The sequence below is a fragment of the Bacillus sp. ISL-4 genome (genome assembly GCF_018613275.1).
Lineage (GTDB): Bacteria > Bacillota > Bacilli > Bacillales > DSM-1321 > Peribacillus > Peribacillus simplex_E.
On record NZ_JAGGQN010000015.1, the window covers coordinates 13,769 to 28,120 of the forward strand.

At 42.5% G+C, this 14,352-nt stretch carries 14 protein-coding genes; 2 read left to right on the forward strand and 12 right to left on the reverse strand.

What is annotated here, in order from left to right; genetic code table 11:
• Positions 1–249: 249 nt before the first annotated feature.
• On the forward strand, positions 250–936 hold the full coding sequence (locus J7J00_RS14225; RefSeq protein WP_214791509.1) for an ArsR/SmtB family transcription factor: 687 nt from the start codon (positions 250–252) through the stop codon (positions 934–936).
• Between the two features lie 92 nt (positions 937–1,028).
• Here J7J00_RS14225 and J7J00_RS14230 read toward each other — a convergent pair whose 3' ends face one another.
• The 11 genes from J7J00_RS14230 to J7J00_RS14275 form a co-directional block, all read right to left on the reverse strand.
• The gene (locus J7J00_RS14230) at positions 1,029–1,913 is read right to left on the reverse strand and encodes a DMT family transporter (protein WP_214791511.1); all 885 of its coding nucleotides are present in this window, start codon (positions 1,911–1,913) and stop codon (positions 1,029–1,031) included.
• Between the two features lie 217 nt (positions 1,914–2,130).
• A complete protein-coding gene (locus tag J7J00_RS28070) occupies positions 2,131–2,307 on the reverse strand; it encodes an aminotransferase class IV (RefSeq protein WP_309487172.1) in 177 nt (58 codons plus the stop codon).
• A gap of 80 nt (positions 2,308–2,387) precedes the next feature.
• The gene (locus J7J00_RS28075; protein WP_286201357.1) at positions 2,388–2,816 is read right to left on the reverse strand and encodes an aminotransferase class IV; all 429 of its coding nucleotides are present in this window, start codon (positions 2,814–2,816) and stop codon (positions 2,388–2,390) included.
• On the reverse strand, positions 2,813–3,895 hold the full coding sequence (locus J7J00_RS14240; protein WP_214791514.1) for a DmpA family aminopeptidase: 1,083 nt from the start codon (positions 3,893–3,895) through the stop codon (positions 2,813–2,815). The genes J7J00_RS28075 and J7J00_RS14240 overlap by 4 nt, the downstream gene beginning before the upstream one ends.
• 28 nt (positions 3,896–3,923) lie before the next feature.
• Positions 3,924–5,672: a sigma 54-interacting transcriptional regulator gene (locus J7J00_RS14245; RefSeq protein WP_214791515.1), complete on the reverse strand. Its 1,749-nt coding sequence runs from the start codon at positions 5,670–5,672 to the stop codon at positions 3,924–3,926.
• Positions 5,673–5,717: 45 nt separating this feature from the next.
• Positions 5,718–6,686: an ABC transporter ATP-binding protein gene (locus tag J7J00_RS14250; protein WP_214791517.1), complete on the reverse strand. Its 969-nt coding sequence runs from the start codon at positions 6,684–6,686 to the stop codon at positions 5,718–5,720.
• A gap of 6 nt (positions 6,687–6,692) precedes the next feature.
• Entirely contained in the window at positions 6,693–7,685 is a 993-nt protein-coding gene (locus tag J7J00_RS14255; protein ID WP_214791519.1) for an ABC transporter ATP-binding protein, read from the reverse strand.
• 18 nt (positions 7,686–7,703) lie between these two features.
• Positions 7,704–8,609 (reverse strand): ABC transporter permease subunit, encoded by a 906-nt coding sequence (locus tag J7J00_RS14260; protein ID WP_214791521.1) that lies wholly within the window; start codon positions 8,607–8,609, stop codon positions 7,704–7,706.
• Between the two features lie 18 nt (positions 8,610–8,627).
• Positions 8,628–9,548: a glutathione ABC transporter permease GsiC gene (gene gsiC / locus J7J00_RS14265; RefSeq protein ID WP_214791523.1), complete on the reverse strand. Its 921-nt coding sequence runs from the start codon at positions 9,546–9,548 to the stop codon at positions 8,628–8,630.
• Between the two features lie 72 nt (positions 9,549–9,620).
• Positions 9,621–11,240, reverse strand: a complete 1,620-nt coding sequence (gene gsiB / locus J7J00_RS14270) for a glutathione ABC transporter substrate-binding protein GsiB (protein WP_214791525.1) — start codon at positions 11,238–11,240, stop codon at positions 9,621–9,623.
• A gap of 40 nt (positions 11,241–11,280) precedes the next feature.
• The gene (locus J7J00_RS14275) at positions 11,281–12,291 is read right to left on the reverse strand and encodes an asparaginase (protein WP_214791527.1); all 1,011 of its coding nucleotides are present in this window, start codon (positions 12,289–12,291) and stop codon (positions 11,281–11,283) included.
• Between the two features lie 151 nt (positions 12,292–12,442).
• On the opposite strand from J7J00_RS14275, the gene J7J00_RS14280 reads away from it, so the two are divergent.
• Positions 12,443–13,261, forward strand: coding sequence for a M55 family metallopeptidase (locus J7J00_RS14280; protein WP_214791529.1), 819 nt, complete (start codon positions 12,443–12,445; stop codon positions 13,259–13,261).
• Positions 13,262–13,581: 320 nt separating this feature from the next.
• On the opposite strand, the gene J7J00_RS14285 is transcribed toward J7J00_RS14280, so the two are convergent.
• Positions 13,582–14,325 (reverse strand): SDR family NAD(P)-dependent oxidoreductase, encoded by a 744-nt coding sequence (locus J7J00_RS14285; protein WP_214791531.1) that lies wholly within the window; start codon positions 14,323–14,325, stop codon positions 13,582–13,584.
• Positions 14,326–14,352: the final 27 nt, after the last annotated feature.

Sequence of the window (14,352 nt, forward strand, 5' to 3'; positions counted from 1 at the left end):
ACTGGAGTGCCCACGGATTTTAAGGCTTCACGGAAAGGTCAAATCTTTTAATATCTATGATTTCTCCCTGCACTGCGATTTGGACCTTTTCATCGGCCGTTTTCAAAAACATTTAATGCGGGAATCATGAAGATACAGAATATCACTAGGGCAGCGGTACTGTATAATAGAAAAATAAGTTTATATTTTTAATGCTATTTACTTTGCGTTCAGCTTATTCAAATATCGGTAGAAAGGTTGGTAACTATTTTGAGTATAAATCCAAATATGGTGGAGATAGCCTCCCTTCTTGGGGAAAAGTCACGTGCAACAATTCTTGCAAGTTTACTGGATGGGCGTTTTCATACGGCAGGTGAATTAGCATTGATGGCTGTAATAACACCTCAAACCGCCAGCTTTCACCTTTCTAAATTAGTGGAAGGTAACCTTGTTAAAGTTGAAAAGCACGGAAGACATCGTTACTATCAGCTAGCAAATGGAGAAATTGCGCACATTTTAGAATCTTTTCTTGCCATTTCCCCACCTCCTGAAGTTCGGTCGTTAAAACAATCAAACCAAGTCAAATTGCTTAAGGAAGCCAGAACTTGCTATGATCATTTGGCAGGAAAACTAGGAGTCCAATTAACTGAATCGATGTTGAAAGCCGGATATTTGAAAATAGAAGAGAAAGAGTTTACAGTCACACCCAAAGGAGATCATTTTTTTTCTGAATTCGGCATCGATTTACTTGATTTAAGAAAAAAACGCCGTTCATTTTCCCACTCATGTTTAGACTGGAGTGAACGTCACCATCATCTTGGCGGTGCTTTAGGAAATGGGCTCCTTTCACATTTTTTTGATTTAGAATGGATAGTCCGTGTTCCATCTATTCGCGCAGTAAAAGTAACAGCTAAAGGGAAAGAAGGATTTAAAGAAGTCTTTTGTATAGAGGTATAATTTAATAATCCCTCGTGAAAAAGAAAAGAGGCTCTTTTCTTTTTCACGAGGGATTTTCTTTCCTTAGCAGCTTAAGACAATCATAATGATTACTATAAAGCTCTTTTAACAAATTTATTTTCCTTTTGGAAATTGCTATTTACAAGATAGATTCCAATGATAATAAACAGTCCGCCAATTAGGAGTGAAGTGTATATCGGTTCACCTAATAGTGCCCACCCTGATAATACTCCGAAGAAAGGTGCCAAAAATAAAAAGGCACTTGTTTTTCCTGGATCACTCTTTTGTAAAAGGGAATACCAAACAGCGAATTGCACGATCGATGACATGATACTTAACCATAATAAAATGAACAACGAGTGACCATTCATTATGAAAAATGGTTTTTCAAAAATAAAGCTGCCAAGTAAAAGCAATAAACCGCCAAAAAGCATCTGATAAGCAGATAATACCCATGTATCGGAAATCGCTCCCCATTTTTTCGCCAATAAAGTGGAAATGGCCCAGAAAACAGCAGAAAGAATACCGAAAAGAATACCAACCTTGAATTCAAGTTGAGCTCCCATCGTTATAATTACTCCAACTAATCCTAATGAAACTCCAATCCATTGATATAGTTTATAGCGTGTTTGTGAAAAGATGGTACCGAATACAACAACAAGTAACGGGTTCGTGAATGTAAGTATTGAGGATTCACTTGCTGTTATAGTGCGTAAACTCAGGAAAATGCACCCCATTACTCCGGCTGTTTGAAAAGTGCCGATAATAAGCATTTTAATCCAATCCCCTCTAGAGCTTGGATGCAGTCTTTTTAAAAAGATTACGATCATCGCCATTATGAATCCGGCAAGTGTGAAGCGTAATGCTGCTAATAATAATGGGGATGAATAAGGCAGACCAATTTTAACTACTGCAAAAGAAGAACCCATTAAAAATGTCGTTAAAAGTATCAACAGTGTAAATTTGTAAGCACTCATTTTTTTATCTCCTGACATATTTATATGACGATCTACCGATATTATAGCTGGTGATTATTTCAGCTAACATCGAAATATGGAATACAAGTGGAGATAAATTAAATAGTATCGACATATCATAGGAATCCTTATCGTTTAATTGGCATAAGTAACCTCTTTAAATCATCGTATTCATCTATTGAAATGAACTTCAATTCTTGAAGTCTTACCTCGCCCCTCAAACTAATGTCTTAACCGGCATAAACTGTTTTTCTACAAATGGAATTCTGAGATACCCTGCCAGGTTTTTCACTACGATTCTCGTAATTCCGGATAAAATATGTTTGGAGAGTGGTGTAGTGTTTTTTGAGGAATCCTTTACGATGTATACATTGGAGCTCGTTCCTTCGGTCACTTTACCATCTCAAACCAGAATCGCTTCCAAATATCCTTGTTCATACGCCCATTGCTTGGCCAAAATGGTAGGAAGTAGGTTCAGCGATTTGATGTAGCAGTTTTCCCAACGCTCATCAGGATGCAAGATGACACTTGCTCCTTTATCCCCAAGAGGAATGCTTCGAAATGGTTTGGCAGTCTTCGAAACAGATACTGGACCATCCGGGAATAGATGATTCCTGGGTGCCATGTCACTTGCACATAAAGGTCCAGATTCGTTAAACCGCTTTTTTGTATCAACTCCAGCATGGTGTCCTTGAGGGCTTCCCGATTAGGATCAATACGTAATTTGATAGCATCAGCGCTTCGATACAATCGATCCAGATGCTCATCCATCATAAATGGTTTGCTATCATAAATTCTAATAACTTCATAAACACCGTCACCAAACTGATGGCCTCTCTCATCAATAGGAACGACCGACTCATTTGGTTCAACAAATTTCCCGTTAAAATAAGCCGAAATCATTTCAAAACTCCTCCTTTAGAAGATGATCCCAACAAAAAATGATAAGGAATCGCCTCTCTAACTCTTCCCTTATTTCCTTCAGTTGTAGTCGCCTTGCAAATAGAATTCCAAATCGCCTCTTCCACAGCCTCAACGGTCATCTCAAACAGCTGGGAAATCCACTTTCCGTCCTCTCTCATAAACGAATAGGATATATTTCCTCGATCCGGTTCGTGAGGGATTCGATGTGCCGTAGAGAAAGCGATGACGATATCACCACTTCCATGGGCCGCATAAGAACCGACTCGAGAAAGTCCGAATACTGCCCGTTTAGCTAATCGGCCAAGTTGTCTCTCGTTGAGTGGCGCATCCGTTGCGAGAATGATCATGATTGATCCATCAGGCATTTTTTCCTTTTCTCCTGAATGGTGTAACCACCCGCCACCAGGGACACGCAAATCTTTCTCTTCTCCAAAATTGCTGACCACCAGCGTTCCAATGGTATATGACTGTTCTCCAAAGGAAGCAATTCTCGAACTTGTTCCTACGCCACCCTTAAATCCTAAACAGGACATCCCGGTTCCCGCCCCAACACAACCTTCCTCCACCATTCCCGAGCTGGCAGACTGAATCGCTTGACGGGCATGTTCCGGTCTAACATGTAATCCACGGATATCATTGAGATATCCGTCATTGCATTCTCCTACGATGACATTAACAGTACCTGTTGTATCACCGATTTGAGGGTTTTGGTCGAGGAGATAACGAATGGTACCTTCCAAGACCGCCGGGATAGAAAATGTATTGGTTAAAAGAATCGGGCTTTCTATTACACCTAGTTCCTGCAATTGAATCATCCCTACAGTTTTGCCAAATCCATTAATCACATATGAGCTTCCCAACACCTTTTCTTGAAATAAACTGCCCGAGTGCGGAAGGATTGCGGATACTCCGGTTTGAACTATTCGATCTTCTGCATTTTTATAGGAAAGAGTCGTATGTCCAACCCTGACTCCGGGAACATCCGTGATTGCATTATACGTTCCCGTTTCATATCTTCCAATGTTTATACCAAGGTCACGAAGCCTTACTCTAATCATCATCTACACCACCAAAACTTTTTTGCGCTTACTGACCTTTGACTAGTTTATTTTTCGTGCGTAGCGTTTGAAGGAACAACTCTCCTTTTCTTGAAATAGTCGTTCCTGAACGTCCTTGACGTACATTCAATAACTCTAATTGGTTGAGAACATCCAATCGCGACCTTAACTGCTGTTCGGAAAGAGTAATACTTTTTTCCTGAAGTCTTTTCTTTACGATAGCACGGCCATAAGATGTATGTTGCTTCTTCCCTTGATCAAACACTTCGAGAATCGACAGGCTTTCTTCCAGGAAACCGTGCTCTTCAATATTCACAATCAGCTCATTTAATTCACTCTCGGCCATTTCTTGCGGAATAGATTCCACGGCTGCTTTTTGAAGTCTACCCTTCATATAGAATGGCAATAACTTTAAAGTTATCTCTTTTTCTTCCAAACAGGCAATATATGAGAGTGCATTAAACAATTCTATTACATTCCCTGGCCAAGGATATTGTTGTAGAAGTCGTATCATATCAGGCGGAATAACCAAATCCTCCCGATGCAAATGGGACTGCAGGTACGTTTGAATGAGTGGCTCAAAATCCTTCTTGCGCTCTGACAAAGGCGGAACTTTGTAGGTTAAGGCTGCCAGATAATAAAATAAATCCTTACGAAATTTGTGTTCCTCCACTGACATTGAAAGATCGGTATCGCTGGTCGTAATGATTCTTACCTGAACAGGAATAGGAGAATGCCCATTTATCCTGAAAATTTGACCTTCCTCAAGTGCCTGCAGGAGTCTGCCTTGCAAGGAAACAGGTAATTCATCAATTTCTTCAATGCACAACGTTCCTCCATTAGCCAATTCAAACAGGCCGGGAAATATCTGTCCCTCGGATTCTGTTCCAAACAATTCCCTTTCCAGCACGTCCATTGGCCTTGCCGCACAATTGATATTGAGGTAGGGTCCCGCCTTAACCGGAGAGTCGTTGTGCATCGCCTGCGCAAGCATTCTTTTGCCAGTACCGGTTTCTCCGAATATATGCACAGGGTCACTCGTTTTAGCAAGCTTCCTTGCTATGTATAAAACATCGTTCATTGCTTGACTATGCGCGATCACGTCTTTAAAGAAATACTTGGCGGTTCCGCCTGTATACTCTGTCCATTTGCTAAAAGTAGAGTCAATCGTAAAAGTAGTATTTCCATTGGATAAAGCGACAAGGGATTTCATATAGCGATTGGCCAGTAAAAATTGCTGACAATCTAATCCCAGTGCCTCAAATATTTCAAAAACGGTTTCCAAAGCAAGAACACGATAGCCAATATCGATCACTTTCATGTCTCCTTCGGGAACGAGCTGCATTTCTCCGGGGGTAATTATGTAATCGATTTGCTCCGGAATCGGAGTATCCGGATCATATGCGTAATAGTTATGCTCAAATACAGTCTCCCGAAGCACTTGGATCGTTTCGTCCGTGTTATGCTTCGTATCATTTACGACTAAAATGTTCTTTCCTTGTGGAGCATAAAGTAGTTTTTTTATGTTTACAAAATTTAGCCCTCGTTTAGCCTCAATAGTCCTTACCCCTTTTGGCAAGAAAGGTCGAACAAGTGGGTGAATGAAGTTGGCTCCTAATAAAACGATTTCATCTTCCAAAATTGTTTCCCTCGCCAAGTTTTTAATGGAAATGGGACGAATCTTGATTAAATCCCCAGCAATCCCTATCATCTGTTTTGAGATCGTCGACAAATATTCATCCTGAATTGAAATAATCGTTACTACTTTATCAACCAAAGTATCTTTCACTCCTTACTTTAAAGAAACCAATCATCATTCCTATTATACATACAAATGACAGGCGGAAAAATGACCAGGCTCGATTTCCTTCAGTTCAGGAACAGTTGTTTTACAAATTTCCATACATGACCGGCAACGAGGGTGAAACGTACATCCTGTTGGGGGATTCGATGGACTAGGAATATCACCTTCCAGAATAATCCTTTCTTTCTTCATACGCGGATTGGCTACGGGAACTGCGGACATTAAAGCCTGAGTATAGGGATGTAATGGACTTTTATATAGAGATTCCTTCTGAGCCATTTCCACAATTTTCCCTAGATACATGACGCCTACACGATCGCTGATATGCTCCACCACACTTAAGTCATGGGAGATAAAGAGATACGTCAGCCCGAGTTCTTTTTGCAAATCCTGCATGAGATTCAATACCTGGGACTGAATGGAGACATCCAACGCAGAAACAGGTTCATCCGCCACAATGAGCTTCGGGTTTACGGAAAGAGCCCTTGCGATCCCGATTCTTTGTCGTTGACCTCCACTAAATTCATGGGCATAGCGGTTTGCGTGATAACGAGTAAGGCCGACATACTCTAATAATTCGTGAACCCGTTTCTCTCTCTCTTTTCTTGCCATCATATTATGAACAATCAAAGGTTCTGCAATGATTTCTCCGACCGTCATCCGAGGATTGAGGGAGGCGTAAGGATCCTGAAAAATCATCTGAAAGTCTTTTCTGACTTCTCGCAACTGTTTGTCGTTTAACTTACTGATATCTTTCCCGTTAAACCAAATTTCGCCTTCCGTAGGTGCCAATAGCCGCATCATCATTCGCCCTGTTGTGGACTTTCCGCATCCGCTTTCCCCAACTAATCCCAGTGTTTCTCCTTTTTGAATGGAAAGGGAAACCCCATCAACAGCCCGAACATATGATTTTTTCTGGCCGAACAATCCTTTGCTAATGGGAAAGTATTTCTTCAAACTCCTAGATTCTACTAACAGCTCTGCCATTTATTATTACGCCTCCTTTGCCAATTCGCTCTGATACAGGAAACACCGACATTGGTGCCCTTCGGCGATTTGTAGCAGATCTGGATCTTGTTCCTGGCAAATGTCCATTGCTTGAGAACAGCGTGGAGCAAATTTGCACCCTTTTGGCATATTCGTGGGAATAGGAACGTTGCCGGGAATGGATTCAAGCCGATTCGTTTTCTGACCCATCTTTGGAACGGAGTTAAGTAACCCCTTGGTATAAGGATGTTTGGGATTTTCAAAGATCTCCAATATATCGGCTTCCTCTACTACTTTTCCAGCATACATAACCACGACGCGGTCACACATTTCTGCTACAACACCTAAATCATGTGTAATCAGCATAATAGCTGTCCCTTTTTCTTCTTTCAGATTCCTCATTAGTTCCAGGATCTGAGCTTGAATTGTCACGTCAAGAGCGGTTGTCGGTTCATCTGCGATTAACAGAGTTGGGTCACAGGACATCGCCATAGCAATCATAATTCTCTGCCTCATACCGCCAGACAACTGATACGGAAACTCGTTAATAATCTCTTCTGCACGAGGGATTCCCACTAATTTCAACATCTTGATCACGTGTTCCCGGGCCTTTTTCTTGTCATACTTTAAATGAAGCTGTACAGCCTCACCAATCTGTTGTCCGATTTTATAGACCGGGTTCAATGAGGTCATGGGTTCCTGGAAGATCATTGCAATTTCGTTACCGCGTACCTCTCTTATTTCATTTTCTGACAGGGATAAAAGATCCTTTCCCTCGTATCGAATCGAACCATCTATCACTTTTCCCGGTGTATCTGTGAGCAGACGCATGATAGAAAGGGATGTTACACTTTTTCCGCAACCGGATTCGCCTACGACTCCGAGCGTCTCGCCTTTGTTTATACACAGATCAACACCATTAACTGCAGGTACAGGACCTTTGTCAGAGAAAAAGTAGGTTTTTAAATTGGATATTTCCAATAGCTTGTTGTTGTTCATATGATCGCTCCCTTTCTATTAATCTTTTAACTTCGGATCGAGGGCATCCCGCAAACCGTCACCCAGCAGATTGAAGGCAAGTACGGTAATGAAAATGGCGAATCCCGGAAAAAAGGTGACATGCGGGGCTGTATTCAAAAAGTCCCTACCGGAGCTAAGCATCGCACCCCATTCCGGTGAAGGAGGCTGGGCACCCAACCCTAGAAAGCTAAGGCTGGCAGCCGTTAAAATCGAGGTTCCGATCCGCATCGTAAAATACACAATAATGCTAGACACTGTACCTGGGAAGATATGCTTCCAAATAATACGGCGCGGGGGAGATCCAATGGATTGTGCTGCCTCGACAAACACTGTAGATTTGATTGAGAGAGTGCTACTTCGTACAATTCGTGCAAAAATGGGAATACTAAAAATTGCTACTGCAATAATGACATTCCCCAGACCTGGCCCTAAAATGGCAATAATACCAATCGCAAGCAGAATTCCGGGGAAAGCGAATAATACATCACAAAACCGCATGATGAGGCTGTCTATCCATTTTCCATAGTAACCGCTGATTAGACCAAGGATGGTTCCAGCAATGGCTCCCACTAACACGGAAGTCAATCCAACTAAGAGAGAGATTCTCGTTCCTTCGAGAATCCTGCTGAATATATCTCTACCGAAAGCATCCGTTCCCGCCAAGTGTTCCATCGAGGGGGGACTCAAAATATTATCGTAGTCCGGCTCTACCGCAGAATAGGGAGCGATAGCAGGACCGAACAGGGCGATTAGAAACAGTAAAACAATAAAACACGCAGCTATCATTGCCAATCGCTGTTTTTTAAACTTCCTACAAAACTCCAAAAACGGGGTACGTACCTTCTCTACTTCTTGTTGAGTAACATGTTCATTCGGTTGAATAACTACACCGCTATTTGCCAATTTTCATTCCCCCTTTCACTATTCGTAACGAATTTGCGGATTCATTACCCCATATAGGATATCTACTAGTAAATTAATCAAAATGAACTCCAAAGCAAAAAGTAACATTTCCGCCTGAATCATTGGGTAGTCGCGGAATGATACCGAATCAATTAGTAACCGTCCCAATCCTGGCCAACTGAATACTGTCTCAACCACGATGGATCCACCCAATAAAAATCCAAACTGCAATCCTGTCATGGTAATGACGGGAATCATTGCGTTTTTTAAAGCGTGCTTCCATACCACCACGTTTTCCTTCAATCCTTTTGCTCTTCCAGTACGAATGTAGTCTTCTTTTAAAATGTCCATCAGGGAAGAACGTGCAAAGCGGGCAATGACGGCAGCTACTCCAGCACCTAAGGTGATGGACGGTAAAACATACGCTTTCCAGGAGTCACTGCCTCCTGTTGGAAACCAGCCCAGCTTAACTGAAAATAATTGAATCAGCATTAAACCTAGCCAAAAAGATGGTATAGAAATGCCGGATACTGCACTAAACATACCTGTGTAATCCTGCCATTTATTCCGCTTTGTTGCCGAGATTACACCAATTAAGAGACCGAATACGATAGCCCAGACCATACTCCAAACAGTCAACCAAAAAGTAGGCATAAATCTTTGAGCAATCTCATCAAATACAGGTCGCTTCGTTTTCATGGATATACCCAATTCTCCTTGGAACAGATTACTTATGTAGGTGATGTACTGCGTCGTGATTGGTTTATCCAGACCAAGCTGTTGGCGCACAAGCTCCACATCCTGTGGACCTGCATCCGGGCCAGCGACAAGCCGTGCAGGGTCGCCAGGAATCATATGGACAAACATGAAAATAAAAATGGAAACGATCAACAGAATAGGAACGATGCCCAATAAACGCTTTACACTATAACGAAACATAACCCGCCTCCTTCTTATTCCTATCTTCAAGTAGGCGATCGCCAACTCAATTAGCGACCGCCCACTATTTCCCTACTTTTTAATTTCTGCCTCTTTTACACTCAGAGAACCATCAGGAAGCAGGTAAACGCCTTCCAGGTAGTTCTTTTTCCCTGCGATTGTATCTTCGACTATCAGAGATGCCCAAGGGGCATCTTCCCAAATCATTTTCTGTACGTCAGCGTAAGCTGCTTGGCGCTTTTCCGGATCTGCCGTTTGTAAAGCGGCGTTAATTAGCTGATCCGCCTTTTCATTTTGGTAATAGCTTACATTATAGGACTTCGGCGGAATTGCATCTCCAGCCAGTAACGGACGAATACCCCAATCAGCATCCCCGGTAGAAGAAGACCAGCCGCCATAGTAGAGCTCGACTCCGGCGTCTTTCGCATCCTGAACGGACCAGATTTTATCCGTAAGTGTACCCGCTTCCATTGGTACTACATCTACTTTGATGCCCACTTGTCCCAATTGTTGTTGCAGGAACTCCATAGACTTCATCGCATCTGAGTTGTTTGCTCCCCATATGGTTGTCTCAAAACCTTTTTCATAGCCTGCTTCTTTCAACAGTTGTTTAGCTTTTTCCGGGTCATATTGGTACGGTTTTTGCTTGGAATAGAATTGAAGTCCGGCCGGAATGACCGAATCCATTTCGCTTCCATATCCACGGTATACAACCTTTAAGAACGCTTCTTTATTAATCGCATAGTTAATCGCCCGACGTACCTTAACATCATTAAAGGGCTTCTTAGTCGTGTTCATGGTCATATAGCGGGCCACAATGGAAGGTTTATTTTCCACAACAATACCGTCTTTTCCATTGATGGTTTCCGCCTGTTCGGTTGGAACCGGATAAATAAAGTCAGCCTCACCAGTTTGTAACATCGCAATACGCGCTCCGTTTTCCGGAACAGGCTTAAACTTGATGTTGTCTACCTTCGGAAATCCTTTTTCCCAGTAGTCCGGATTCTTTTCAACAGTCAAATGGTCGCTTGGATCCCACTCCGTAAATTTGAACGGACCTGTTCCGACAGGGTGCATGGAGACTTCCTTCCCGTATTTCTTCAAAGCTTCAGGACTGATGATCCTCGCAGCAGGATGGGCAAAGTTATTTAGCATGGCTCCAAACGGTTCCTTTAACGTCACTCTAAAGGTGTACTCATCTACGGCTTCCGTTTTGTCAACCAGTGCAAACATGCTGTATCGTTTTAATTTATTATCCGGATTGGCGACCCGGTCGATGTTTACCTTCACGGCTTCCGCGTTAAATGGAGTACCATCGTGGAACTTGATTCCCTTCTTCAATTTGAAGGTGAATACTTTCGCATCATCGCTTGCTTCATAGCTCTCCGCCAATACAGGAATCATTTTCATATCTTTGTCGAAGCCAATTAACCCTTCATACATAGTTGCTTGGACGGAACCGGACAAAGTATCGTTTGTGTCCTGCGGGTCCATGCTTACGAGGTTATCCTTGATTGCAATTGTAAGCTTGTTTCCGTCTTTTTTCGCGAGAGGTTGTTCTTTCTGCCTTATCCCTGTTTTCGGCTTCTGACTCTCATCAGACGAACTGGACTGACTGGAACAACCTGCAAGCGCAAGGCTTACGGTCATTAATCCAGTAAGCACAGTGGCCAGGTATTTTCTTTTTATCATTTTATTTCCCCCTTGATCATTTTTATTTACAAAAAACCCCTTAGCACTTGTGTAACGTAAAGGATGGAACCAATTCACCCACATTTTCTTGGCGGGCATTCTTCAGAACAGGGCGGTAATGATGCATTAAGTTGTTTAGCTGCTTATCATTGATGAAGTCGAGTTGTCTTAGCGTCTCCAGCGCTACTGGATAGGCAGCTCGTCCATTTCCATCTTCTATTTTTATCGCGATGCCAAATCCCGTTTCCCTATCTCCTATCAGGTAGACAGCCTCCGCTCCCGCTTTGCCAAATAAACGACCTCCAGCGGCTTTCATAAAATCGGTACAGAATCGACCTGTCCCGCCTACCATCTCCGGATACTTCATCATTGCAGTGGTAATTCGGTTTACAGCCATAGCTCGTTCTTCTCCCAAATAATCAGGGCGGGCCATTCTGGCAAAGGCATAGGCAAACCGTTCCAGTGGCAGGGCATGCACTGGTACGCCGCATCCATCTGTTCCCATTTCAATCTTTTCAATCGGATAATCAGCCACCTCAGAAATTGTTTTCAAAATTCTTTGTTGTACCGGATGGCTAGGGAGATAGTAATCTTCCAGCGTTTCTCCCAGGTGTTTAGCGGTCACCAGCATTCCTGTATGCTTACCAGAGCAATTGCTATATAAAGGAGTAAGATCCTTACCCGCTGCGATCAATTTCTTATATGTATCCTGCGCGTGTGGAATATGGGTTCCACATTGTAAAGCAGTGTCTTCAATGCCTGCTCGTCCAAGAATGGACAGTACCCGATCGGTATGCTGAGCCTCCCCGCTGTGTGAAGCGCAACATAACGATATATCGGATTCACTCAGCCCATAGCGGTCTCCAGCCCCTGTTTCCACTACCGGAATCGTTTGTAAAGGCTTCACAGATGACCGAGCGTAGGTTACTCGATTTGGGTTGCCAAGCGAATATAACAATTTGCCGTCCGAACTAACGACAGCTATGTGTCCAGAATGTGAGCTTTCTACCCTTCCATCACGGTATACATCCACTAGTTTTGAAGAATACAAAACTTTGCACCTCTCCTCCAAAAATCTATTTTCAGAATCTTTAGTCAATTGTATTATACAATACAACCCATTTCAACCTATTTTTTGAAGAAGGAAAAACAGTAAAGATATAGAATTATTAATAAATAGGTTGAAATAGGAGGTAATGATTATGAAAGTTTTCATATCTGCGGACATTGAAGGAGTAGCCGGAGTCGTTCATCGTGAACATACTGCACGGGACGGACGGGAACATGATCGAGCAAGAGTTCTGATGACTGAAGAAGTAAATTCATGTATAGAAGGTGCTTTGTCGTGGGGGGCTACAGAAGTTGTCGTGAATGATTCACATGGAACGATGCGCATTCTGATCCCAGAAGCCATACACCCGGAAGCAGAATATATCACTGGTTCTCCGAAAATGCTTGCGATGATGGAAGGTATTAGTCCGGAGTTTGATGCTGCAATATTTTTGGGCTACCACTCTAGGATGGGAAACCTCGGTATTTTGAATCATACCTTTCATGGAGGAGTAATCAGGAATATCAGAATCAATCACCAGGACATGGGAGAAATCGCACTGAACGCTGGAATTGCTGGGGTTTTCGGAGTACCTGTTGTCCTTGTCACGGGTTGTCAATATGCAGCCAAAGAGGCTTTGGACTTCATTCCGGAAATTGAAACGGCTGTCGTCAAACACACCATCAACCGGCAAACGGCGAAAAACTTAAGCCCACAGAAAGCGCGGTGCCTGATTAAGGAAAAGACGATTGCATCTCTTTCATGCCTTCCAAAGATTCAATCTGTCTCTTTGCAAGGTCCTTTCCTAGTCGAAATCACCTATCTACATCCAGGTCTGGCTGATGCGGCTGAAATTCTGCCAATCGTCGAAAGAGTGAACTCGACAACCCACCGCTTTGAGACAGATGACTTCATCATTGCTTTTCGGAATATTCGCAGTCTGATTGCAATTGCGGGAGGACTAAACTAAGTAAGATGAAGTTTCCCAATCTTTCTTTCCCACTCCCAGTTCCCAGCGAAGGATTAGGAATGGAACTGGGAGTGAAGAGCCTCGGAAAGGAAATACTCCGTTCTAAGGCATGGCCGCTCTTATAAATTATTTTTCATACAAATCTGTCTATTCTAAGTAAAATATCCGTTCGAAAATATGATAAAAAAAGACAGTTCTCCTAAGCGGAAAAATCTGTCTGAAGTGAAGTAAAGATTATTCATAATTTGTTCCAAATAGTAGCCAAATAGATAAATGAAATATACACGTTTTTTTCTTAACTGTTCGTAAACTTGCCCTTATTATACTGCCGTATAACCGCCGTCTACAATAAGGCTTGTGCCTGTAACAAATGATGCATCGTCACTTGCAAGGAAGAGAACAGCTTTCGCCACTTCTTCCGCTCTGCCTAAACGGCCAATTGGATGTAATTCGATCAAACCTTGTCTGATCTCACCTTGTGCTTCCGCAATAAGTGGTGTATCAATATATCCTGGGCAAACTGCATTGACACGAATGCCATCTTTGGCATAAGTTGAACCTAACGTTTGTGTTAATAGTTTGACACCGCCTTTCGCAGCAGAATAGGCTGTTACCCCCGGTTTCCCTGCATGGCTATGGATGGAGCCTGTATTGACAATGGCGCCGCCTGTAGATTGTTTTTGCATTTGCTCTATCGCATATTTATCGGATAGGAAGACACCGGATAAATTAATATCAATTGTTTTTTGCCATTGTTCATAGCTTAACTCATGGATGTTTCCGTCTCTTGCAATCCCTGCGTTTGCGAACATGATATCCAGTTTTCCATATTTATTAACCGTCTCTTCAATCATATTCTTTACGTCATTTTCATTTGTCACGTCAGTTTTAACAAAAAGAGTATCATACCCTTTTCCATTTAACTCTTCTGACACAGCTTGTCCATGATCAGCAAAATCGGCAATGACCACCTTTGCTCCTTCTTCTGCAAATAATTGAGCCGTACTTGCTCCAATCCCGCTTGCTCCCCCCGTTACGATCGCCACTTTATTTTCTAATCTCATATTTAAACACTCCTTAGTTTTTGGTTT

Coding starts and splice junctions, on each gene's coding strand:
- J7J00_RS14230 (WP_214791511.1), bottom strand. CDS start 1,913: ATGAGTGCTTACAAATTTACACTGTTGATACTTTTAACGACATTTTTA.
- J7J00_RS28075 (WP_286201357.1), bottom strand. CDS start 2,816: ATGATTTCGGCTTATTTTAACGGGAAATTTGTTGAACCAAATGAGTCG.
- J7J00_RS14240 (WP_214791514.1), bottom strand. CDS start 3,895: ATGATTAGAGTAAGGCTTCGTGACCTTGGTATAAACATTGGAAGATAT.
- J7J00_RS14250 (WP_214791517.1), bottom strand. CDS start 6,686: ATGGCAGAGCTGTTAGTAGAATCTAGGAGTTTGAAGAAATACTTTCCC.
- J7J00_RS14255 (WP_214791519.1), bottom strand. CDS start 7,685: ATGAACAACAACAAGCTATTGGAAATATCCAATTTAAAAACCTACTTT.
- gsiC (WP_214791523.1), bottom strand. CDS start 9,548: ATGTTTCGTTATAGTGTAAAGCGTTTATTGGGCATCGTTCCTATTCTG.
- gsiB (WP_214791525.1), bottom strand. CDS start 11,240: ATGATAAAAAGAAAATACCTGGCCACTGTGCTTACTGGATTAATGACC.
- J7J00_RS14280 (WP_214791529.1), top strand. CDS start 12,443: ATGAAAGTTTTCATATCTGCGGACATTGAAGGAGTAGCCGGAGTCGTT.
- J7J00_RS14285 (WP_214791531.1), bottom strand. CDS start 14,325: ATGAGATTAGAAAATAAAGTGGCGATCGTAACGGGGGGAGCAAGCGGG.